13 protein-coding genes are annotated in these 23,448 nt (G+C 63.0%); 10 read left to right on the top strand and 3 right to left on the bottom strand.

Features of this window, described 5'->3' with window-relative positions; all coding sequences use genetic code 11:
* Positions 1–140: 140 nt before the first annotated feature.
* From ACZ5BO_RS19350 to ACZ5BO_RS19335, 4 genes are all read left to right on the top strand, one after another.
* Positions 141–587 carry an HIT family protein gene (locus ACZ5BO_RS19350; protein WP_464696149.1) on the top strand — a complete coding sequence of 149 codons (447 nt, stop codon included), beginning with the start codon at positions 141–143 and terminating at the stop codon, positions 585–587.
* A gap of 101 nt (positions 588–688) precedes the next feature.
* Entirely contained in the window at positions 689–850 is a 162-nt protein-coding gene (locus ACZ5BO_RS19345; RefSeq protein WP_081818735.1) for a DUF2986 domain-containing protein, read from the top strand.
* Positions 851–1,191: 341 nt separating this feature from the next.
* Positions 1,192–1,944 (top strand): signal peptidase I, encoded by a 753-nt coding sequence (gene lepB / locus ACZ5BO_RS19340; RefSeq protein ID WP_464696148.1) that lies wholly within the window; start codon positions 1,192–1,194, stop codon positions 1,942–1,944.
* Positions 1,945–2,049: 105 nt separating this feature from the next.
* Entirely contained in the window at positions 2,050–2,550 is a 501-nt protein-coding gene (locus ACZ5BO_RS19335; RefSeq protein ID WP_464696147.1) for a GNAT family N-acetyltransferase, read from the top strand.
* A gap of 84 nt (positions 2,551–2,634) precedes the next feature.
* On the opposite strand, the gene ACZ5BO_RS19330 is transcribed toward ACZ5BO_RS19335, so the two are convergent.
* Positions 2,635–3,180: a P-loop NTPase family protein gene (locus ACZ5BO_RS19330; protein ID WP_464696146.1), complete on the bottom strand. Its 546-nt coding sequence runs from the start codon at positions 3,178–3,180 to the stop codon at positions 2,635–2,637.
* A 270-nt stretch (positions 3,181–3,450) separates the two neighbouring features.
* Here ACZ5BO_RS19330 and ACZ5BO_RS19325 point away from each other — a divergent pair, with 270 nt between their 5' ends.
* Positions 3,451–4,146: a tRNA (adenine(22)-N(1))-methyltransferase gene (locus tag ACZ5BO_RS19325; RefSeq protein ID WP_081818734.1), complete on the top strand. Its 696-nt coding sequence runs from the start codon at positions 3,451–3,453 to the stop codon at positions 4,144–4,146.
* Between the two features lie 182 nt (positions 4,147–4,328).
* On the opposite strand, the gene ACZ5BO_RS19320 is transcribed toward ACZ5BO_RS19325, so the two are convergent.
* On the bottom strand, positions 4,329–5,840 hold the full coding sequence (locus ACZ5BO_RS19320; RefSeq protein ID WP_464696145.1) for an NAD(P)/FAD-dependent oxidoreductase: 1,512 nt from the start codon (positions 5,838–5,840) through the stop codon (positions 4,329–4,331).
* Positions 5,837–6,865 (bottom strand): LysR family transcriptional regulator, encoded by a 1,029-nt coding sequence (locus ACZ5BO_RS19315; protein ID WP_025131886.1) that lies wholly within the window; start codon positions 6,863–6,865, stop codon positions 5,837–5,839. Before ACZ5BO_RS19315 ends, ACZ5BO_RS19320 begins: the two co-directional genes overlap by 4 nt.
* Before the next feature lie 485 nt (positions 6,866–7,350).
* On the opposite strand from ACZ5BO_RS19315, the gene ACZ5BO_RS19310 reads away from it, so the two are divergent.
* From ACZ5BO_RS19310 to ACZ5BO_RS19290, 5 genes are read left to right on the top strand one after another with little or no spacing between them, the layout of a single operon-like run.
* Positions 7,351–7,617, top strand: coding sequence for an acyl carrier protein (locus tag ACZ5BO_RS19310; RefSeq protein ID WP_025131885.1), 267 nt, complete (start codon positions 7,351–7,353; stop codon positions 7,615–7,617).
* 13 nt (positions 7,618–7,630) lie between these two features.
* A complete protein-coding gene (locus ACZ5BO_RS19305) occupies positions 7,631–8,980 on the top strand; it encodes an NAD(P)/FAD-dependent oxidoreductase (RefSeq protein WP_025131884.1) in 1,350 nt (449 codons plus the stop codon).
* Between the two features lie 32 nt (positions 8,981–9,012).
* The gene (locus tag ACZ5BO_RS19300) at positions 9,013–16,383 is read left to right on the top strand and encodes a beta-ketoacyl synthase N-terminal-like domain-containing protein (protein ID WP_464696143.1); all 7,371 of its coding nucleotides are present in this window, start codon (positions 9,013–9,015) and stop codon (positions 16,381–16,383) included.
* A gap of 48 nt (positions 16,384–16,431) precedes the next feature.
* Positions 16,432–21,762 (top strand): type I polyketide synthase, encoded by a 5,331-nt coding sequence (locus tag ACZ5BO_RS19295; protein ID WP_464696142.1) that lies wholly within the window; start codon positions 16,432–16,434, stop codon positions 21,760–21,762.
* A 50-nt stretch (positions 21,763–21,812) separates the two neighbouring features.
* Positions 21,813–23,447 (top strand): NAD(P)/FAD-dependent oxidoreductase, encoded by a 1,635-nt coding sequence (locus ACZ5BO_RS19290; RefSeq protein ID WP_025131881.1) that lies wholly within the window; start codon positions 21,813–21,815, stop codon positions 23,445–23,447.
* Position 23,448 lies beyond the last annotated feature (1 nt).

Raw genomic sequence — 23,448 nt, 5'->3', positions numbered from 1 at the left:
GCGCAAGGCACTCTGCGTATCAATCCCGGCAACCCCCAGGCAGATCTGGTCGAGCAAACAGGCAAAAAGTTAACCGGCTCGCTGGCCCTGGCCCTGGCTCAGGCTCCTGCAAGCCCACACTTCATCATCAAGGATTGTGCATGTCACTGATTTCACAACGAGTAGAACTGGCGCGTATTGGCGCCAACGATAAAGTCATTTGCCGGATGGCCTCCGGTTGGGCGGTCATGGGCGATGTGCAGTTCCTGGAGGGCTACTGCCTGTTGCTGCCTGACCCCGTGGTTCCCAGCCTCAATGATCTGGATGCCGAAGCCCGAGCGACCTACCTGCTGGACATGGCGCGCATCGGCGATGCGGTTTTGCAGGCCACGGGGGCCTCGCGCATGAACTATGAAATTCTCGGCAACTCGGAGCCGGAGCTGCACTGTCATATTTTCCCGCGCTATGCCACCGAGCCGGAGCAGAAACGCAAGATGCCCGTCTGGTTCTACGATTGGAAAACCGCGATTGCCTATGCCGAGCCAACCCATGGGGCGTTGCGCAAGCGCATTGCCCAGTTACTGGAGGCATCGAATCCAGCCGCATGAGGTCATGGGCATAACGGCCTGGACCAATAACGCGGCATGGGCAGCGACGCCAACATTCAAGCTGATATCATTCGACGAATGCAAAAACCGAGTAGAAACCCATGAATCGCCGCAAAAAGATCAAGCAGCTATTAGAGGCCCACGCCAAAAAAGCCAGTGCCAAACTGGCGCCGAAAAACAAGCCCAAGTACATCAGCAAGGCGGACCGCTTGAAGCTGGCGGCCGAGTCCGCTGAAGATTCGCTCCAGTCCTCTGAAAGCTGATCCGGGGGTACAGGCCGCAGCGGCATTCGTGCCTCTGTCAGCGGCAGGCGGGCCGACGACCCATGCCGCGAGGATGGGGCCTTGGCACCTGCCCGGGTCGAGAACATTTGCCGTTCGCCCGCCCAAGGCACAGCAGATTGGCCACAGCTGGCCGATCACTGCCTGTGCACCAGGGCGGTGATGGATGACCCGCCTGTCGAGACGGTCATGGTCGTTTGCCACGAAACCGCTCTGTTCGAACCGTCCCATCAGGCTTTTGCGTTGCCACATCGGTGGTGAAACCTCAATCAAGCACAGTGAACCTTATGCCTTCTCCTCGATTGCCCTCTGCTGCCTTTGTCATGTCCTGCCTGATCGCCGGCTGGGGGCTGGTGTATGTCGGACGGGTCAAATGGGCGCTGCGTGTCGCCGCCGTGCTGTACGGGGGGCTGATCCTGGCGGGCGTGCTGGGATGGCTGGCAAGCCCCAAAGGGCTGTATGGGCTCCTTGCGTTCATTGTCCTGGTCAAGCTGACGTCGGCCATCGCCGCGGCAGTGCTGTGTCGTCGAACCGATGCGGCAACGACGCTGCCCAGCCTGGGCTGCCATCTCCTTTATGTGGCCGCGCTCTCTGTCATCACCCTGGTGCTGCTCTATCCGCTCAGGTCGCCGGTGCTGGGTTATCAGCTGTACCACATCCCCAGCGGCTCGATGGTGCCGACCTTGGAGATCGATGATTACATCGTCACGAACACCCGCTACAGCCAACCTAAGGTTGGCGACATCGTGGTGTACCGGTTCAACGCTACCGAGGCGACCAAGCGTATTGCCGCCGTGGCAGGCGACACCCTGCAAATCGCCAACGGCGAGTTGATCGTCAACGGGCAGAACCTCGGGCTGTTCTTCGCGCCTGCCGACCGGGTTAGAAAGGACTACTCGCTGGACCTGGCGCCGCTCCAGGTTGAATCGGGCCATGTTTACCTGCTGGGGGACAACCGCGATGGCAGTAACGACAGCCGCTTCATGGGCCAGGTCGCACTGGCCGATTTAACCGGCAAAGTGACGGGGATCTGGTTCTCCAAGGACACTGCGAAGATCGGCCGTACGTTTGAGTGAGTGCAGTCATCGATGATCAAGTCGTGATGCTGTGCTGCGCAAGTTCCTGGCGCTGACACCATCAGGGTGTCCGGCTTTCGAAACGCGGTAAAGGAGAGGGCACCCATGGCAAGATTCAAGGTGCGTGAGTTGCGAAGCACCGATGTCGATGGATTGTTGGCATTCGAAGTGCGTAACCGCGAATGGTTCGAATCCCAGATCGATGCGCGTGACCCTGCGTTCTACTCTGTGCAGGGCGTCGGCGAGCACATAGAAGAGTATCTGTGCGGCCTGGCGCAGGGGACCTGGCACCCCTTTGTCATCGAGGACGCCGATGAGCGGATCGTCGGCCGCGCCAATCTGAAAAGCATCAACCCAGCGCAGGGTGTGGCACAAGTCGGCTATCGGGTGGATCAGCAGCTCTGTGGCCAGGGCCTGGCGACGCTGGCGCTGAAACACCTGATTCAGCAGGCCCAGGTGCGCTGGCAACTGAGGCAGCTGGTGGCTTATGTCTTCAAGGAAAATATCGGCTCCAGAAAAGTGCTCGACCGCTGTGGGTTCCTGCTTGAAGAACCTGCTGCGAATCAGCCTGCGCAAAGCGAATACTGCCTCGTTCTTGCGCTTTAGCAGGGGCCTTGCAATGTGCAGGGCAAATCGCTCCCGGAGCGAACACAGGGATGGTGTTGCCGCAGCTGGCGTAACTGCAACGCGCTAGGGTTGCCGCTGGGCGGTGACCTGAGTGCGGGTGGGCAGGTCATCCAGGAATCCTGACAACTCTTGAGCACTGCGTAGATGGATCACCGGAACCTGCGGCCCGATGGCCAGGCGCACCGCCTCGATGCCAGGGCGGTTTACCCGGTCGAAGTTCCAGATGAAATTGAGGAATTTCAAGAACTCCCGGTCCAACTTCTCGATACAGCCGCAAGGCAGATCCGCACGGGGCCGGTTCAACGCACTGCGCAGCATCACTCGCCTCAAGCAGGTGGCTCGGTGGGTATCGAGCCAAATGACCAGGTCGGCACGAGGCAAGCGTAAATCGAAGGTTCGCCGCGAATAGTTGCCCTCGCAGATCCATTCATCCTCGCAGAGGGCTTGTCGAACCCGGCTGCGGAAAACCTCGCTATCGGCTTCGACCCAGCCAGGCTCCCAGAACAACCTGTCCAGGTGGACCACGGGTAGTCCCAGGCGGCTGCCTAGCTTGCGCGCAAGGGTCGACTTGCCGCTTCCTGCGTTGCCCAATATCACGATGCGCCGCATGGTTCAGGTCCTTGCTGTAAACGCGCCAGATTATCAACAACCGGCTGTCCCCGGTATTCAATTCAAAGCCCAGAACTCCTTGGTTCCTGACAGCTGTCGCCGGCGCTCTATGCGCCAGCCAAGCGGGCAAAATGAGCGTGTGAGGGATGATTGCGACGGATCGAAGCATGAGCTTGATCACATAAAGTTGAAATGCGCGGCGTTGATCGACAGAATCGCCCCCCGATCCGGCCATCGGTGCCGGATGTTCGTAGTGACAAGGGTTAGCAGTTGAATCGACAGACATTGTCCATGCGCCTGGAGCGCGTGGCGGCGCACGTACCCCCAGGTGCACGCCTGGCCGATATCGGTTCGGACCACGGCTACCTGCCGGTGGCGCTGATGCAGCGTGGCCTCATCACCGCGGCGGTGGCGGGTGAAATCGCACTGACGCCGTTTCATGCAGCGCAACGCACGGTCGGCGCAAGCGGGCTGGCGCAGCGGATCAGCGTGCGCCTGGCCAATGGCCTGGCGGCGATTGAACCGGGCGATGCGGTCACGGCCATCAGCCTCTGTGGCATGGGTGGCGAAACCATTCGCGACATTCTCGACAGCGGCAAGGCACAGCTGAGCGGTCAGGAACAACTGATCCTGCAACCCAACGGCGGCGAGCAGCCATTGCGCCAGTGGCTGATGGAAAACGGCTACCGCATCGTCTTCGAGGAAGTGCTGCGGGAGAACCGCTTCGACTACGAAATCATCGTCGCCGAACGCACTGGGCCTGTGACCTACAGTGCCCGGGAGCTGTACTTTGGCCCGTTGCAGATGCAGGTCCGCAGCCCGGCGTTTCTGGCCAAGTGGCAGCGGCTGCTGCGAGTCCGGCACAAGACCCTGGCCCACTTCGCCCGGGCGCAACAACGGGTGCCCGAGGACAAGGTGCAAGACATTCGCCGACAGGTCCGCTGGATCACCGAGTTGCTGGCTTGATCCCTGCCCCGGGGGAGGTGCTTGCTGGCCTATCGACCCATGCCCGGCGTACAAGCATCAATGGCCGTGCGGGTTCGGACCTGTATCCGGCCCGGCAATTCACGCTGGGGGGCAGGCTTGCAGCCTGCTGGCTGGCGCGGTGTGATGCCGATCACTGACCGGCATCGAGCCCGGCTGGGCATTCAGGTCTTGACGATAAAGCGATTGGAAATCTGCGAATAGCCGAAGGGCAGTAATTCGGACTCATGCTCCTTGATCAGCTCATGCAGCTTCCTGGCCGTTTCCGCCACTGGCGCAGCCAGTTCCCTGGCGCGTTGAACCACCTGGCACGACTGTGCGAACAGGCTTTCGTAGGCCGGCGAGTTCAAGGACAGGCACCCAGGAAAGCGTGCGGCCTGTAGCGCGGCGTCGAACTGATCACAGTCACCGCTGTGTTCCAGGTCACGCAGCAGGCCTTGCAGGAACGCACTGCCCAGGTTGGAACCGCTGAGCCACACCCGATGCCAGACGTTCCACAGGTGAAAGTCGCTGAAGGCCTCATAGGAGCAGGAAACCAACTGGTCATTGGTGCTGACCGCGTTCAGGCAATGGCGCTCGACCTCGATGAAATGCTCCCGTTGCCAGCGCTGGGTGCGTGCGGCCTCGAGCACCTTGGGAGCCAGCCGCAGGATTGACTCGAAGGTGGTGATCAGCCCTCTGGAGAACAACGGGTCGATGAACCCCGTGGCCTGGGGGAGCAGGCAGAAACGATCTCCAACACTCTGTACGCTGCGGTAGTTGATTCGCGGGGCGTAGATCCATTCCCTGGCATTGACTGCATCCTTGAAGTGCTCGGCGATGGCCGGGTATTTCTTCAGCAGTTTGCGAAACTCGATCTCGGGCGCCTCGGTGGGGCGATACTTGGCGTTGTTGAACTGAAAGCCGACGCTGCACAAGGGGTTGGTGCCCTGTGGGTGGTTATTGAACGGGATGACCCACAGCCAGCCTTCCTCGAAGATGTGATGCAGGGTGCTCTGGAACAACGCAATGGGCGCGCGGCTACGAGACAGGGGGGCAAGCGCGTCTTCGTAGCTCTTGACGTTGAGCATGTGAGTGAAGAACGAGCAGGTGTCGGTCGCCAGCCCCTCGGTGGTGCGCACCCCCAGTTGCCGGGCCAGCGGGGCGCCCTGGGCCGCCGCATCGATGATGAACGCCGCCTGCACCGGGGCGGCATTGGCCAACGCCACCTCGACGCCATCGGAGGTGAGGGTGATGCCCTCGATCTTGATGTTCTGCCGTGATTCAGCCCCATATTTCAAGGCAATCAGCAGGGCGAAATAATCGATGTCCTGACGGAAGAGGTGCGCTTCCGGCACTTTCAGCGGCGGGGCAACCAGATGCTCGGGGGAAGACGCCGCTCCCTGTTGATGCCAGGCAAAGCTGAACCCCAGCTTGATCCCGCAGGCGCTCGAGCCAACATGCTCGATGATTTGATCGGGGGAGGACAGGTGGGCGATTTCAGGGATGTCGAAACGCCGCGAGAGCAGGCGCAACAGCACGCCGCTTTCCGGTGTCGTGGCTTCACCAATGGAAAACCTCGGGTGCTGGGCCGAGTCGAGGATCAGCACGCTCAACCCGGACCTCGCGAGGATCGCGGCGGTCAGCGCGCCGCTGATGCCGCTTCCAATGATAATCACGTCGTACTTGTTCATCATGGCCGGCTCTTTTCCTGCATCGTGATGGATCTGGAATGTGACGCATGTAGCGCGCCGTCGAAATGCAGGGCTGCCAGGGGCCGAGGTGTTTCCTTGTCAAAGGGCAGTTCCCAGTAGGGTGTGCTGCCGATCGAGCGCTTCAGCTCATTGATGAACAGACTGGTCTTTGCCGGTACCACGCTGCTGCGCGCCCGCAGGGCATAGATCGCCCCCTGCCGCGGATCGGCGACGCAATACTCATCGAGAATGGACACCAGTTGGCCGCTGGCAATCTGCTCATGGACCAGCCAGGTGGGTGCATGAATGATTCCGATGCCCTGAAGGGCGCCATCCACCAGCAACTCTGCACTGTTGACCGAAAGCCGGCCGTTGGGGATCAGCTTCTTGATCTGCCCGTCCACCATGAATTGCCAGGTCAGGGAAAAGTTGCTGCAGGTGCTGTGGATCAGGCAGGCATGTTCGTACAGGTCATCCAGGGTCTGCGGGCAGCCGCGCTGGCGGATGTACTCCGGACTTGCACAGAGTACGCGTCGCATGTCTGCAAGTTTCGATGGGATCAAGTCACTGTCCGGCAATATGCCTAGTTTGATGCACACATCGACATTGTCGGTGCTCGGGTCGAGAACTTTGTCATTCAACGAGAAGTCGATTTTCAAGCCGGGATGATGATTCAAGATCCGGCTCAACAAGGGCGCAACATGACGTCGGCCAAACGCCACGGGGGCTGATACTTTAAGAACGCCCAAAGTCGAGGCGGTATGTTCCTTGACGTCAGACCTGGCATGCCCGATGCATTTTGAAATGCTCTTTGCGTGCTCGAGAAAGAGTAGGCCTATTTCGGTAAGAACCAGGCATTTTGTCGAGCGATTGAATAAACAGGTCTCCAGCTCCTTTTCCAGGCTGTTTATTCTGCGCATCACTGATGAGGGAGGGATACCAAGTAGTCTTCCTGTTTCGGAGAAACTACCCGTCTTGGTAACGGAGATATAAAGGTCTATGTCATTGACAACGCCTAGCGCCTTCATTTCTAAATCCTTTTAGATTTTGCTGTGTCTTATTTTTGTAAAGGCAAATTACAAATAGATCAGGACAACCTCCTTAGTACGGCTAGGCTTTTTGTTTGTCAAGCCATGCCGAAGGCCCCGTTTCGCTGCTCCTGAAAAAATTAATTCATAACGTTTCAGTTGCCGGGTGGTCATTTTGACGCAGCCCGTAGCGGCGTTAAGTGCCAGGCTGAGGTTGCGCTATCCGGATGCGGACATAGGTCAAGAGACTAATTGCGCTGGATGGCAAAACTATGCTTGGCCCCCCCTAAAGCATCAGTCGGCGGGTGACCGTCATTGATGTGAAACATTGTTAAGTTCTCTGGCACCCATGTAGCTGGGGGCTCTTTGCCTTTGCAATTCTGCAAAGGCGCTTTGCAAAACAGGCTATTCACAAGTGCGCTCTTATTGCGGAAGGTGGACGGGTTTTTCCAATCCACGGTTGTTGACTTCAGGAGCGAACGTCTATGGAAAGAGATGAAGTAAAAGAAAAAATTCGTCGGTACATCATGGAAGATCTGATCGGGCCAAGTGCAAAAGACGATGAGCTTAATGACCAGACTCCACTACTTGAGTGGGGCGTTCTGAACTCCATGAATATCGTCAAACTGATGGTTTACATTCGGGATGAGATGGGTGTTTCGATACCAAGCACGCATATCACCGGCAGGTACTTCAAAGACCTGAATGCAATAGTTAAGACCGTCGAACAACTAAAGGCCGAGTGCGCATAACAGGGAGTGTGCAATGAACGATCATGATTATGATGTAGTGATTATCGGGGGAGGCCCGGCGGGTTCGACCATGGCCTCCTACCTGGCAAAGGCGGGTGTCAAATGCGCTGTCTTCGAAAAGGAGCTGTTCGAGCGCGAGCATGTCGGCGAGTCCCTGGTGCCGGCCACCACCCCGGTGCTGCTGGATATCGGGGTGATGGAAAAGATTGAAAAGGCCAACTTCCCGAAGAAGTTCGGTGCTGCCTGGACGTCGGCGGACTCTGGCCCGGAGGACAAGATGGGGTTCCAGGGGCTGGATCACGATTTTCGTTCAGCGGAAATCCTCTTCAATGAACGCAAGCAGGAAGGCGTGGATCGCGATTTCACCTTCCACGTCGATCGCGGCAAGTTTGACCGGATCCTTCTGGAGCACGCCGGGTCCCTGGGGGCCAAGGTGTTCCAGGGGGTAGAAATTGCCGATGTCGAGTTTCTCAGTCCGGGCAATGTCATCGTCAATGCGAAGCTGGGTAAGCGCAGCGTCGAGATCAAGGCGAAGATGGTGGTCGATGCCAGTGGGCGAAACGTGCTGCTGGGGCGTCGCCTGGGGTTGCGGGAAAAGGATCCGGTCTTCAACCAGTTCGCGATCCATTCCTGGTTTGACAACTTTGACCGCAAGTCCGCGACCCAGAGCCCGGACAAGGTCGACTACATCTTCATTCACTTCCTGCCGTTGACCAATACCTGGGTCTGGCAGATCCCGATCACCGAGACGATCACCAGTGTCGGCGTGGTTACGCAGAAGCAGAACTACACCAACTCCAACCTCTCCTACGAGGAGTTCTTCTGGGAAGCGGTCAAGACCCGGGAAAACCTCCATGACGCCCTGAAAGCCTCGGAGCAGGTTCGTCCGTTCAAGAAAGAGGCGGACTACAGCTACGGCATGAAGGAAGTGTGCGGTGACAGCTTCGTGCTGATCGGCGACGCCGCCCGGTTTGTCGATCCGATCTTCTCCAGCGGTGTCAGCGTTGCACTCAACAGTGCACGGATTGCCAGCGGCGACATTATCGAGGCGGTCAAGAACAACGATTTTTCCAAGTCCAGTTTCACTCACTACGAAGGCATGATCAGAAACGGTATCAAGAACTGGTACGAGTTCATCACGCTCTATTACCGACTGAACATCCTGTTCACCGCGTTCGTTCAAGACCCGCGCTATCGCCTGGACATCCTGCAATTGCTCCAGGGCGACGTCTACAGCGGCAAGCGCCTCGAAGTGCTGGACAAGATGCGCGAAGTCATCGCCGCCGTTGAGAGTGACCCGGAGCATCTCTGGCATAAGTACCTGGGCGACATGCAAGTCCCTACTGCCAAACCCGCGTTCTAAACGATAAATACCCAGTCGAAGGAGATGACTGAATGGATGCCCGTGCGCCCATGGAATTTGAACCCATTGCAATCATTGGCAGTGGCTGCCGCTTTGCCAAAGGCGCATCGACTCCCGAGGCATTCTGGGAACTCCTTCGTGCTGGGACCGATTTTGTCGGACCGGTGCCTGACCAGCGTTGGGATACAGAGGCGATCTACGATGAACACGCAGCTGAAACCGGGACGACCTACTGCAAGGTGGGAGCGTTCCTGCCCCACATTGATCGCTTCGATGCACATTACTTCGGTATTAGCGCCTCCGAAGCCAAGGAAATGGACCCCCAGCAGCGCCTGCTGCTGGAAGTCGCCTGTGAGAGCATCGCCCGCGCCGGCATGAGCCGCGAACAGCTCAAGGGCAGCCGGACCGCGGTGTATGTCGGCATGCTGGGCATGGATTACCTGGCCCTGCACTCGCGTGAGGCCGGTATCGAGCAGATCAACCCTTACTACGCCGCAGGCAAGGAATTCAGTTTCGCGGCGGGGCGAATCGCCTATCACCTGGGGGTTCATGGTCCGGCCATGACCGTGACCACCGCCTGTTCCTCCTCCCTGGTCGCCATGCACCTGGCCTGCCGCGCCCTGCAGGCCGGCGAGGCGGACCTGGCCCTGGCCGGCGGGGTGAACCTGATGCTGGCGCCGGACCTGACGATCTACATGAGTCAGATCAGGGCCATCTCGCCCAGCGGGCGCTGCCGTGTATTCGACGCGGCGGCCGACGGCATTGTCCGTGGCGAAGGGTGTGGGGTGACTGTGCTCAAGCGCCTGGCGGATGCCCTGCGTGACGGCGACCCGATCCAGGCGGTGATCCGTGGATCGGCGATCAACCAGGACGGCGCCAGTGCCGGCCAGACCGTGCCAAACGCCAATGCCCAGGCGGCGGTGATCAGCGAAGCCTTGCAGGTCGCCGGGTTGACGGTGGACGACATCGACTACGTTGAGGCCCATGGCACCGGAACACCGCTGGGCGATCCCATCGAGATCTCCTCCCTGGAGCGTGTGTTCCAGGGACGTGAACGCGCGCTGCTGGTGGGCTCGGTCAAGGCCAACATCGGGCACCTGGACGCCGCGGCCGGTATGGCCAGTGTGATCAAGACCCTGATGGTCCTCGAACACGCCGAGGTGCCTGCACAGTTGCACCTCACGCGACTCAACGAACTGGTGGACTGGAAGCGCTCCAGGCTGTGCATACCCACCGAGCTCCAGCGTTTGCCGGAGCGGCGGCGCCTGGCCGGGATCAGCGGTTTTGGCCTCAGTGGCACCAATGTGCACCTGATCCTCGAGGATGCTGGCGCCTATCGGCAAGCAGGCGCCAAGGCTCTTTCATCACCAGGGGCCAGGCCGTGGATCCTGCCGGTTTCGGCGAAATCGGCGGCGGCGCTGGTCGATCAGGCCCGGGCCTATGCGACCCACCTGCCTGAGCAGGACGAGGTGCGGTTGCAGGCCTTTGTCGCCAGTGCGATCCACCGTCGTGACCACTTCGCCTATCGCTCGGCCGTAGTCGGTTCGACGGCCGACCAGCTGAAGACCCAACTGGCGCAGTTGGCGGCCCCGCGTTCGGCGTGCCTGACAGACGACGAGGAGGAGGTTTGCCCGGTGTTCGTGTTCACCGGGCAGGGCGCCCAGTGGGTCGGCATGGGCCGGGACCTGCTGGAGCGCGAACCGATTTTCCTGGCGATGATCCGCCGCTGCGATCACGCCATGGCGGCGTGGGCCTCGTGGTCTGTCGAGGCCGAACTGCGCAGCGATGCCAGTACTTCCCGGCTGCACCTGACGGAGTTCGCCCAGCCCTGCATCTTCGCCATTCAGGTAGCGATCAGCGAATGCCTGCGCCAGTGGGGCGTGCTGCCCGCGGCAGTGGTCGGGCATTCCATGGGGGAGGTGGCCGCGGCCTACTGCGCGGGGGCACTGGACCTGGCGTCGGCGGTGCAGGTGATCCATCACCGCGCCCAGGCGATGAAGGACACGCTGGGACAAGGACGGATGCTGGTGGTGGGCTTGCCTGCAGAATCCCTTGAACAGCGAGTGGCCGGTGAGCCACAACTGGAGCTGTCGGTGGTCAACAGTCGCAACAGTTGCGTGGTTTCGGGTAGCCCGCAGGCAGTGCAGGCGCTGGAACAGCAACTGAACGGCGAGGGTGTGTTTACCTACCTGATGCCCGCCGAATACGCCTTCCATTCCTATCAGATGGAAGACTGTCTGACGGCGATCCACGCCGGGCTGCAGACGCTGCCGGTCGAAGCGGCGCAAACGCCCTGGGTTTCCACCAGTGCCCCGGTGGGCGAGCAGATCGTAGCCAATGCCCACTACTGGGCGCGGAATGCCCGCGGTATCGTGCGCTTTGATCGCGCCATCGAACACCTGGTGGCGCAAGGGCACCGATTGTTCGTCGAGATTGGCCCCCACACGGTACTGGCGGCGTCGATCAATCAGACCCTGGCCGACAAGGGAGTCGAGGGGCTGGTCTGCGGTGCCTTGCACAAGCAGGGCGATGGAGCCCTGGAACTGGCGAACGTTGTTGCCCGGCTGTACGAGAAGGGCGTGGTGCCCGACTGGCAAGCCTACCAGCCCAGGGAAGCGGCGCTCGAACTGCCGGCCTATCCCTGGCAGCACCACAGCTACTGGTTCACCCCCGCGCCGGCATCGGCCCAGGCGCTGCCGTTGGCGGACCTGCGAGCCCAGGTGCTGGTGTATGACGCGCATGGCAATGTCTGCGCCCAGGCCAATGACGTACTGCTGAGCCAGGTGGTGCAACCGCTGCCAGGGCCGGCGGTAAAGAGCAGCGAACCAGTCGCGGCTTCGCCCAGGGTGGATGTGCGCGCACAGATCGGCGTGCTGCTGGCAGAGATCGTCGGTGCAGCCTGCGCCGATCCCGACCCGGATCGCGGTTTCTTCGAGCTGGGCCTGAGCTCTATTTCCCTGGTGGAGTTCAGGCGCAAGCTGGAGCGGCAGTTTGACCTCAAGTTGTCGGCAACCGTGGGCTTCGACTACCCCACCATCAACCGGCTCGGACACTATCTGGAAGGGCTGCTGTCCAGCAAGATCGAGAGCACCCCGCTCAAGCTCGAGGGGGTGGCGCCTTCTGACGGCGGCGTCGCGGTGGTTGGCATGGCCTGTCGCCTGCCTCACGCCGATAGCCCCGAGGCGCTCTGGACGCTGTTGCTCGAGCAGACACCGACCGTGGCTCCGGTCCCGGCGTCGCGTCTGGCCGGGGCAGCCCTGGCGGATAACTTCCCGCGGTTTGCCAGCCTGATCGAACGACCCGAAGGGTTTGACGAAGGGTTTTTCCGGATCTCTCCCAAGGAAGCACGCAGCATGGACCCCCAGCAGCGATTGCTGTTGATGGTCGCCTGGGAGGCCCTGGAGCACGCGGGCATCAGGCAGGAGGCACTGCTGGATCAGCGGGTCGGCGTGTTTGTCGGCGCCAACTCCCATGACTACGAAGCCCGAGTGCTGAACTGCGCTGAGGGGGTGGATGCTCACTACGGCACCGGCAGCTCGTTTTCGGCCATCTGCGGGCGTCTCTCGCATTTTCTCGGTGTGCGCGGACCCAGCCTGACGGTCGATACCGCGTGCTCGTCGTCGCTCACGGCCATCCACCTGGCTTGCACCAGCCTGCGTTCGGGGGAATGCGACCTGGCGATCGTCGGTGGGGTGAATGTCATTGCATCGGCCTCGATCTTTCAATCGATGGGGCAGGCTGGTGCACTGTCGCCGGACGGCATCAGCAAGGCCTTCGATGACAGCGCCGATGGCTACGGTCGAGGCGAGGGCTGTGGGGTGGTGATTCTCAAGCGCCAGGCGCAGGCCGAGCAGGACCGGGACCCGATCCTGGCAACGATCCTCGGTTCGGCGGTCAATCACGACGGCGCCTGTGCGGGGCTGACAGTACCCAACGGGCCGGCCCAGGAGGCCTTGATCTGCGAGGCACTGGCCAATGCCGGGGTCCAGGCTGCCCAGGTCAGCTATGTCGAGGCACACGGCACCGGGACCGTGCTCGGCGATCCCATCGAACTCAATGCTTTGAACAGGGCCTACCGCCAGGATTGCCCGGGCAGTGCGCCGCTGACGGTGGCATCGATCAAGGCCAGCATCGGCCACCTGGAAGCGGCGGCGGGCATCGCTGCGCTGATCAAGGCTTGCCTGGTGGTGGGCAAGGGCCTGATTCCGCCGCAACCGCACCTGCACAGGGCCAACACTCGTGTGGAGTGGGCGGCGATGAACCTGCAGCTGGCGCGCCAGGCCGTGGCCTGGCCGGAGCCGGCGCAATCGCGGATTGCCGGCATCAGTGCCTTCGGGTTCACCGGTACCAATGTGCACGTGCTGCTCAAGGGCTGCCAGGCAGCACCGGCAACGCCATTGCCGCGTCCTGAGGCGCCGGTGTCACTGTGCCTGTCCGCCGCCACGCCGGCCGCCTTGTCGGCACTGGCCGCCCGCTATGTAGCGTTCCTGGCCGCCACTGAACAGGCTGCGCGGACCGTCTGTTACAACGCCTTGGTGCGGCGTACGGCGTTCAAGGAGCGCCTGGTCGTGCAGGGACAGGATTGCCGCGAACTGAGCCAGGCGTTGCAGGCCTGGCTTGCCGGCACAACGCTTGAGTCGGGTCTTGTTCCTGAGCCTGGGAGTGCCTGGCCAGCCTTGGCCGAGGCGTTCTCCCGGGGTGACCAGCAGCCCGGCCCTGGGCGCCTGCCGGATGACTGCCCGGCAATCGAACTGCCCAGCTATCCGTGGCAGCTCAACGATTACTGGATCGACGCCAACCTATCGGCACCGCCGATGCCCCACGCATCGGCAGGGTCCAACTCTCCCTGTCTGCAATTTCAGGCGCAACCCGCCGACAGCCTCTGGTACTGGTCGGGCGTGCTGCAACCCCAGGCCGAGTACTGCGACACGCTGGGCCAGGGGCGCAAGGTGAAGGTGCACCTGCTGCTGGACGCGGTGCTCCAGGCTGCGCAGCAAACGCCTCGCGGGGTGCAGCAGGTTCGCGAGCTGGAGATTACCCCGGTGCTGTTGCAGGGCGAGGCGAGCATCATTACGCACTTGACCATCAGCCTCACCGAGGAGCGAACTGCCAGGTTCGAACTGGCCCTGCAAGGCGCCCAGGCGCAGAACCGCCTTGTCTGCCTGCGCGGCACACTGGTCGACTGTGAGGCTCAGCCGGTCGGGGAAACCTGCGCCGATGCACCGATGCAGGAGGAAGCCCCGCAGCAGGCTTCGGCGGCCTGCCTGGCTGCGTTGTCCGAGTGTGCGCCCGGGGGCCGGCAGCAGGCCTGGTACCGCTTTGCCCCCGAGCTGACGGCCAGCGGGCGCCAAGCCGAGTTGCTGCAAAGCATGGTCGACCTGTTTGAAGGGGCTCACGCCGCAGCCCTGCTGGGTTTGGCTCGTGCCCAGGTGCTGACCGACCTGCCGACGCTGGTGCGGGTCCGGCTGTCCGCAGGCGCCACCGGCAGGCCCGATCATCTGCAGGTCCTTGATGCAGAGGGGTGCCAGGTGGCGTTGTTCGAGGGGCCGCAGTTTGCCTCTCCCGGTTCGTTGTACGGGGCCGATTGCGCCGAGGCCGTGGCGGACAGGCCGATGATTCGTCAGCAATGGCGAGACTACCCGCTGATGGATACAAGCACCGTCCGCCGTCAGGGGCACTGGAGGGTACTGGCCTGGCACCGCGATGCGGTGCAACCGCTTGCCGCAGCGTTCGCAGCCCAGGGCTTTGCGGTCGAGGTCAGCGAACTGCAGCACGGGCAACCGTCGCTGGCCCGGGATCTGATGCAGGCGCTGCGTCGCGCAACGGCAGACAGCACCTGCCTGGGGCTGATCGTGGCCGGTGTCGAGGGGGCTGCTGCGGCGGAGGGTGGCAGTATCGGCCAAGCCTTCGCGACTGCTTCCGGGCAGGTGCAAGCGCTGGCCGCCGCGGTTGCCAGTGCCGGGGCCCAGGCCAAGCCGATCTGGTTCGCCCTCCACGCCAGCGATAGCGCAGGGCCCGCGGCGGCGGCAGCCCTGGCGACCTGGCAGGGCGCGGTACCGATGTTCGCCCTGGAACATCCGGCCTGGTGGGGCGGGCGGGTCACTCTTGCGAGCAGCGACAGAAGAAGCTATGCCAGCCTGTGCCAGTTGCTGCATGGGCAGCCCAGCCATGATCACTTTGCGATCCACGGTGCACGGGTCCAGGTGCAATACCTGTTCGAGGACCAAGCCAGTGGCGCTCGTTTCCTGGAGCCTCCTGCCTTGCACGGCACGGTGCTGGTTCATGCCAGCCCCGGGAGTGACCCGGAGCCGGTACTGGCTGCCCTGGCACAGCGCGGCGTACAGCGCGTGCTGCTGCTCTGCGAAGCGCCCGAGCAACTGCAGCTGGCTGAATCGCCCCCCTTGCTGGTCAGCACCCAGGCAACCGTCGACCGGCAAGCGCTGGAGCGCGTGCTCGCAGCGTTGCAGGCGCAAGACGGCATCGCCGGTTTTGTCCACCTGGGGCATGACTGGCGGACGCTCGCGCTCAAGGAGCAAGCGTTCAGCGCCCGGCTGCAGGAGATGGCCCGGCAGCTTGAAGTCTTGCAATGGGTCGACTCTTTCATCGACAGCCCCCAGGCTTTTTTCCTGATCCTGGGCAGTGTCTCCTCCCTGTTGGGCGGCGCCGGTTTTGCTTCCTGTGCGATTGCCGATGCCTATGGCGCCTGGCTGTGTGCCCAGCGTCAGCGCCGGGGCTTGAATTGCCAGATGCTGCACATCACCCAGAGCGAACAGGAGTTGGAGCACGACCCGGCAGCGCGGGCGGCGATGCACAGCAGTGGCCTGCAGCCCCTGGTGCGTGAGCAGATCGTGCATGCCGTGGCTGATTTGCTTGGGCCTGGCCAGGGCCCGTGCGGCCTGCTCAATGTCGACTGGCAGCAACTCAAGGGGCTGTACCGGAGCGTCCTGCCCTGGCCGTTGTTCGAACACCTCGGCGCGCCGGACGCGGATCAAGGGCAACGCCTGCGCGAGCTCGCCGGCCTGCCGCCCATGCAACAGCGCCGGGCCATGCAGGCGCTGGTCTGCGAAGTCGTCGGGCAGGTATTCGGTTTTGCCGATGGCCTGGCGCTCGATGCCAGGAAGGGCTTCTTCGACATGGGCATGTCCTCGGTCATGTCGCTGGACCTTCGCTCACGATTGGGCCGAGCGCTGGGTCTCGACCTGCCGTCGACGTTCGGCTTCGAGTACACCTCCATCGAGCAGGTCACGGACTACCTCATCGGCAGGCTCTCGGGCGCCCCTGAGCCGGTGGCGGCGCCCGCATCGGCAACACCTGCATCGCAGCACCAGGACCTGAATGGACTGTCACGGGCCGAGTTGATTGGCGCGCTCGAGGACGAGTTGCGGGACATCGCCAACTACTGACCGGCGGCTGGATCACCACTGCCAGAGAATCATCGATCGAGGCTTTTTATGGATAACGAGACCCGCGACGTAAGCAAGGAACAGCTGCAGGAGAGCCTTGCCCAAGCCATCACCACCATTCGTGCGCTCAAGGAAAAGGTGGCCGGCAAAACCCCGGCCTCCAGCGAACCCATCGCCGTGGTCGGCCTGGGGTGTCGGCTGCCGGGCAGCGCCGACACCCCCCGGCGCTTGTGGAACCTGCTGAAGAACGCAACCGATGCCGTGGGCGACATGCCCAGCGATCGTTTGTACGGAACCGACTACTACGACCCGGACCCGCAGGCCCCGGGCAAGGCCTACGTCATGCGTGGCGGCTTCATTGATGGGGTCGACCAGTTCGACCCGGGCTTTTTCGGCATCTCGCCAAAGGAAGCCCAAGGAATGGACCCGCAACAGCGGCTGGCCCTGGAGGTTGCCTGGGAAGCCCTGGAGAACGCCGCCATCGCCCCCGACAGCCTGCACGGCAAGAAGCTGGGCGTGTTCATGGGGGTCAGTACCAATGACTATGTGCGCCTGCGCCAGCAGTTGGGCCCGATCGAGGACGTCAACGCCTATCAGTTCTATGGCGAAACCAGTTTCGTCGCCGGACGCATTGCCTACACCCTGGGTTCCAGGGGGCCGGCCGTGGTCCTCGACACCTCCTGTTCATCCTCGCTGGTGGCCCTGCATCAGGCCTGCACCAGCCTGCGCAACCACGAGAGCGAGGTGGCACTGGCCGGCGGGGTCAACCTGATCCTCTCGCCCTACGGATTCATCCTGGTGAGCAAGCTGCGGGCAGTCGCGCCCGATGGACGCTGCAAGACGTTCGATGCCGCGGCTGACGGTTACGGACGGGCTGAAGGCTGCGTGATCCTGGCCCTCAAGCGCCTCAGCGATGCCGTGCGCGATCAGGACCCGGTCATGGCCGTGATCGAGGGCAGCGCGGTGAACAACGACGGTGCCAGCAGCGGCATTACCGTGCCCAATATCCATGCCCAGGAGGACGTCATCAGGCTGGCGCTGGCCCAGGCCGGGATCCAGGGCCGCGAGGTGGATTATGTCGAGGCCCACGGCACCGGCACGGCATTGGGCGATCCGATCGAACTGCATGCCCTGCATGCGGTGCTGGGGCCGCAGCGGCCAGCCGAGTCGCCCCTGCTGGTGGGATCGATCAAGGCCAACATGGGGCACCTGGAGCCTGTCGCCGGGGTGACCGGGCTGGCCAAGGTGCTGCTGTGCCTGCAACAGGAAACGCTGGTTCCGCAGGTCCACTTCAATACGCCGAATCCGCGAGTCGAGTGGGACCGCCTGGCCCTGAAAGTCGTTACCCAGCCGACGGCCTGGCCGCGCCAGGCAACAGCCCGGCACGCCGGTGTCAGTTCCTTTGGCGTTACCGGCACCAACGCCCATGTGGTGGTGGGCGAGCCACCGCTCAGGGAACGCGCCCTGGGGCGCGAGAACCCCTGGCAACTGCTCACCATCTCGGCCAAGGGCGAGACGCCGCGGCGCCAGATCGCCGGGCGCTATGAGCGCTTCATCGCCGACAACAGTTCGCTCGAACTCAAGGACCTGTGCTACACGGCGAACCTTGGGCGGGCGCATTTTGGCCATCGCTTCGCCGCCGTTGCCGACAGCCCGGAGGGGTTGCGCCAGCAGTTGGCGGCCTACGCCTCGCGCAAACTCGTGGGGCATGTGTTCGACGGCCGCTGCCAGGGCGCCGCGGCGCCGTTGGCGATGCTGTTTCCGGGGCAGGGCTGCCAGTATCGGGCGATGGCTCAGGCGCTGTATGACAGCGAGCCATTCTTCAAGGCGCAGATCGATGAATGCCGGGCCCTGTTGAGCCCGATGATGGAGGTCGACCTGCTGACCCTGGTCCTGGACGCCGGGGCCGACAGTGACCGTTACCTGGAGCAGACCCGGTACGCCCAGCCGGCGATATTCGCCGTCGAATATGCATTGGCCCGTCTCTGGATGCACTGGGGGATCATTCCCGATGCGTTGTTGGGGCACAGTTTCGGTGAAATCAGCGCCATCTGCGTGGCAGGGGCGATTTCCCTGAGTGATGCACTGCGCATGGTGGAGGCGCGGGGGCGCCTGGCGCAGGAACTGATGACGGCGGGCGGGGCCATGTACGCACTGGGGATGAGCGAGGCGTCATTCAACGCCGTGCTCCAGGACCTGCCAGGCACCGCCATCGAGCTGGCCGCGATCAACAGTCCGCAGGATGTGGTGATGGCCGGTCCGCTGGCGCAGGTCCAGGCGCTGGCCGAACAGCTGCTCGCCAGTGGCCACAAGGTCCGCAGGCTGGCGGTGTCCCATGGGTTCCACACGGCGGCCACCGAGCCGATGCTCGAATCCTTCCGGCAGGTGGTGGCGCAGGTTGCCTTCAGCGAGCCGCGCCTGCCGGTCATCTCCGGTGTCAGCGGCCGGGCGCACACGCTTGCCAGCCTGCGCTCGCCGGACTACTGGTGCCGGCATACCCGGCAGACCGTGAGGTTCAGCGACGGGGTCGTTGCCTTGCTCGAAGAACTGGGGGTGAAGACTTTCCTCGAAGTAGCCCCCGACGCGATCCTGACGCCGTTGATCGGGCGCCACGAAGGGACGGCCGATGGGATTGCCCTCGCCAGCCTGCGCCGTGCCGGCGATCCACCCAGGGACCTGCGACTGGCCGCCGCGCAGCTTTACGTTGGCGGCCAGAACCTTGACTGGGCCCGGCTGCACGAGCATGACGGGGCCTTGCGCCAACCCTTGCCCAGCTACGCGTTCCAGCGCCAGCGCTACTGGTTTGAGACTGCCGGCAGCGGCGCCGCGCAGCAGGCTCACGGCGTGTCGGGGGAGGCTGGGCTGTTGCTCGGGCACCGGGTCAACGCCCCCACCCCGGCATTCGAATCAACCCTGGACAGTGCGCTGTTGCAACGCCTGGGCGGCGAGATCCTCAACGATTTGGCGCTGCTGCGCCCGGCCCGGCTGCTGGCGACCCTGACCGATGAGATCGCCGCGCAGTTGCAGTTGGACACCTACGCAGTAAGCCTTGCGAGCATCACCCATGGCTTGGTGCTTCATCCCGACGATCAGCTGCACCTGTTCACTGAGCTCAAGCCGTTGTCTGCATCGGCCTGGGAAGTCTGCTGCTCTGCCTTGAGCGATGGGGCAAAAGCCGCCGGTGCCGCCTGGCAGCCGGTGTTGTCGCTGACCCTGCAGGCGATGCCCGCGACCGCCGATGAGCCGCTGTCGGACCCGGGCCATGCGGCCACCCAGGATGCAGGTTTCGTCTACCACCTGCAGTTGCCCGCAGACGCCGACCCCTGCGGCAACCGCCATGGGCAGATCCTCGAGTACCTGGGGCAGGCGGTGCCCGGTGATGCGCCAGGATCGATCACTGGCATCCGCCGCTGGGTCGCCAACCGCTGCGCCACGCACCGCGCGCAGAGCCTGGTCATTGCCGCCAGTGCCGCGCATCCGCAGCAGTTCGACTGCGTGCTGTACGACGCCGATGGCCAGTGCGTGGGGAGCCTGGAAGGGGTGACGTTTGCTGCAACCCTCAGTGACGATCAACTGCGTGGCTCGGTTTACCAGCCGGATGTGCTCTACAGCCTCGACTGGCTCGAGCGCCCGCGCCAGCGTACCGAGGTGCCGCCACAGGATCGGCTGTTCACCCTGGTCAGCGATTCGCCGGAGGCTGCCCGGCCCCTGGCCGAGCACCTGCAGCGTGCCGGCCACCGGACGCGGATCACCAGCCTGCAGGTACTGCTCGATGCTGCCCGGGTCGCGCTGGCCGAGGACCCGAACCTGCCACTCACCGATGACGCGCAGGCGTTGGCTGGCGAGATCATCGTGCTTGACGGCACGCACATCGAGGATGCCGGCGAGACCACCCAGGACAGCCTGTCGAGCCTGCTGGCAACGCTGTACCACCCGCTGCTGGAGCTGTTCAAGGCGCTGATCGCTCTGGGTCAGCGTGGCGGCAGGTTGTGGCTGATTACCCAGGGGGCGAACGCGATTGGTCTGGAGCGCGGCCAGGCCCTGCAAGTGGCGACTGGCCCCTTGTGGGGGCTGGGCAAGACCCTGGCCCTGGAGCATCCCGAGCACTGGCGAGCACTGGTCGACCTGGCACCCGGGGACCCCGAATGGGCGCGGGCACTGGCCGAAGAGGTCAGTGACCCGGACGGCGAGGACAAGATCTGCCTGCGCCCGGGCAAACGCTACGTGCAGCGCCTGAACCACTTCAGCGCCGCGCAGTTGCCGGCACAGGCCTATGCACCCTGTGCACAGGGCAGCTACCTGATCACTGGCGGAATGGGCGGCATTGGCCTGGCCATGGGCCAATGGCTGCTGGACCAAGGCGCTGCCAGGGTGGTCATCACCGGCCGGCGTCCCCTTGAGCAGGTCGCGGCGGGGCTGGACCGCTTTGGTCCGGCGGCATCGCGGGTGCACTACATACAGGCAGATATCACTTCACGCCAGGACATGCTCCGGGTGTTCGCCGTGCTGGCATCGTCGGGAGCAGGGCTGAAGGGGATTTTCCATGGGGCGGGGATCTCCATCCCGCAGGATCTGCAGGACATCGACAGCACCAGCTTCGATCAGGTCATGCGGCCCAAGGTCGAAGGCGCCTGGCTGTTGCACGAGCTGTCCCAGGAGCTGGAGCTGGATTTCTTCGTCATGTGCTCGAGCATCGCCAGCGTCTGGGGATCGCAGCACGTGGCCAGCTACGCCGGCGCCAACCAGTTCCTCGACAGCCTGGCGTGGCATCGCCGGGCCATGGGCTTGAGTGCCCTGGTGATCGACTGGGGGCTCTGGGCGGCAAGCAGCCACCTGTTCGACGAGCAAGTGCTGAATTTCCTGACCAGCGTCGGACTGAAGCAGATCGCGCCGGCGCAGAACATCGGCCTGCTGTCGCGGATCCTCGCCAGCGACCTGCCCCAGATGGTGGTGTCCGGAGTCGACTGGAACCGCTTCAAGCCACTGCTCGAATCCCGCGGGCCGCAACCTCTGCTGCAGTACATCCGCGCCCAGGTCGCCGTCTGCCGACCTGGGGAGAGCATGCACGCCGACATTCTGCAGCAACTGGAAGGGGTGGATGACGCCGGCGCCCTGGCACTGCTCGATGACTACGTCTGGGAGCAGTACGCGCAGTTGCTCGGGGTCAAGACCGAGCAGGTCCGGGCCAAGCTCGAGGATGGCGGCAGCCTGATGGACTTCGGCCTGGACTCGTTGCTGGTGATGGACATGGTCGCGCGCTGTCGTCGAGACCTGAAGCTGGAGATCAAGGCCCGAGAGTTTCTCGAGTGCCCGGGCCTGATGTGGCCGGACTTCCTGGCCCGCTCGATAAAGGAACAGGGCTGCCTGGTCGAGGCCTGACGGCCTGCGGTGAGTGCAACCCTGAGCAATGATCTGTGATTGAGGTGAATATGAATGACCAGCCGTTTGGCCAGGCGCCAAACCATTACGATATTCTCTTGGCGGGCAACAGCCTGAGCGTACTCATGCTCGCAGCTTGCCTGGCCAGGAACAATGTACGGGTTGGCCTGTTGCGCAACCGCCACCTGCCGCCGGACCTGACCGGCGAAGCGACCATTCCCTATACCTCGATGATCTTCGAGCTGATCGCCGACCGCTATGGCGTGCCGGAAATCAAGGATATTGCCCGCACCCGCGATATCCAGCAGAAGGTGATGCCGTCTTCAGGGGTCAAGAAGAACCTCGGCTTCATCTATCACCGGCCTGGCCAGGCCGTCGACCTGGGGCAGGCGCTGCAGTTCAACGTGCCTTCCGAGCACGGCGAGAACCATTTGTTCCGGCCTGATATCGACGCCTATCTGCTGGCCGCGGCGGTGCGCTATGGCGCACAGCTGGTGGAGATCGACGACAGCCCGGAAGTCGTGCTCGAAGTCGATGGGATCAAGGTGGCGACGGCCCAGGGGCCGTGGGTCAGTGCCCGGTTCATGGTCGACGGCAGCCCGGCCGGGCATCGAATCGCTGGTCAGGCGGGGCTGGATTGCCGGCCCGCGACGCTGCAGACCCGCACCCTGGAGTTTTCCACCCACATGCTCGGAGTGGTGCCATTCGATGAGTGCGCCCACGGGGATTTTCCCGGCCAGTGGCATGGCGGCACCCTGCACCATGTGTTCGATGGAGGCTGGATCGGCGTCATTGGGTTCAACAACCATCAGCACTCGCGCAATCCTTTGGTCAGCGTGCTGGTGTCGCTGCGCGAGGAGGCCTGCCAGAGTACCGACGGCGACCAGGTCCTGGCTGGACTGATCGAGCAATACCCCGGCCTGGGCAAGCACTTGTCCGGCGCCAGGCGGGTGCGTGAGTGGGCAGTGCGCGAGCCTGAACGTGAGGTCTATCGCACGGCACTCGAACGTCGCTGCCTGATGTTCGATCAGGGCGCCGCGAGCAACGACCTGTTGTTCTCGCGCAAGCTTTCCAATGGCGCGGAACTGGTCCTGGCCCTGGCGCACCGCTTGATCGAGGCGGCGCACAGCGGTGACTACCGCAGCCCGGCGCTGAACGACTTTGTCATGACCCAGGACAGCATCATCGCTTTGAGCGACCGGATCGCAGCGGCGGCCCATGTCGCGTTCCGTGACCCCGAGCTGTGGAATGCCTTCGCCCGGGTGTGGTTGCTGCAGTCGATTGCCGCCACCATCACTGCGCGCAAGATCAACGATGCCTTTGCCAAGGCCTTGGACCCGCGGGTGTTCGATGACATCGACCGCCTCGCCGAGGACGGTTTCTGGATGCCTCTGTATCAAGGGTACAAGGATATTCTCAACACTACGCTGGGCCTTTGTGATGACGTCAAAAGCGCCAAGGTCTCGGCTGCGCAAGCTGCAAGCAGCATTTTCTCGGCGCTTGCCAATGCCAGCTTTGTTCCGCCTATTTTTGATTTTGCTAATCCTCACGCTCGTGTCTATCAACTGACCACCCTGAGAAAACTCAAGGCGCTCTGGTGGGGCCTGATGCAGGTGCCTTCAGAGGTCGGGCGGCTGATCTTCTATCGATCCTTCAGAAAACCTTCCATGCGCAAGGAGAGTTGAA

It is taken from the genome of Pseudomonas sp. FFPRI_1 (assembly GCF_055384485.1).
This window is presented reverse-complemented; position numbering and strand designations above follow the sequence as displayed.

Coding starts and splice junctions, on each gene's coding strand:
- ACZ5BO_RS19350 (WP_464696149.1), top strand. CDS start 141: ATGTCACTGATTTCACAACGAGTAGAACTGGCGCGTATTGGCGCCAAC.
- ACZ5BO_RS19345 (WP_081818735.1), top strand. CDS start 689: ATGAATCGCCGCAAAAAGATCAAGCAGCTATTAGAGGCCCACGCCAAA.
- lepB (WP_464696148.1), top strand. CDS start 1,192: ATGTCCTGCCTGATCGCCGGCTGGGGGCTGGTGTATGTCGGACGGGTC.
- ACZ5BO_RS19335 (WP_464696147.1), top strand. CDS start 2,050: ATGGCAAGATTCAAGGTGCGTGAGTTGCGAAGCACCGATGTCGATGGA.
- ACZ5BO_RS19330 (WP_464696146.1), bottom strand. CDS start 3,180: ATGCGGCGCATCGTGATATTGGGCAACGCAGGAAGCGGCAAGTCGACC.
- ACZ5BO_RS19320 (WP_464696145.1), bottom strand. CDS start 5,840: ATGATGAACAAGTACGACGTGATTATCATTGGAAGCGGCATCAGCGGC.
- ACZ5BO_RS19315 (WP_025131886.1), bottom strand. CDS start 6,865: ATGAAGGCGCTAGGCGTTGTCAATGACATAGACCTTTATATCTCCGTT.
- ACZ5BO_RS19310 (WP_025131885.1), top strand. CDS start 7,351: ATGGAAAGAGATGAAGTAAAAGAAAAAATTCGTCGGTACATCATGGAA.
- ACZ5BO_RS19305 (WP_025131884.1), top strand. CDS start 7,631: ATGAACGATCATGATTATGATGTAGTGATTATCGGGGGAGGCCCGGCG.
- ACZ5BO_RS19300 (WP_464696143.1), top strand. CDS start 9,013: ATGGATGCCCGTGCGCCCATGGAATTTGAACCCATTGCAATCATTGGC.
- ACZ5BO_RS19295 (WP_464696142.1), top strand. CDS start 16,432: ATGGATAACGAGACCCGCGACGTAAGCAAGGAACAGCTGCAGGAGAGC.
- ACZ5BO_RS19290 (WP_025131881.1), top strand. CDS start 21,813: ATGAATGACCAGCCGTTTGGCCAGGCGCCAAACCATTACGATATTCTC.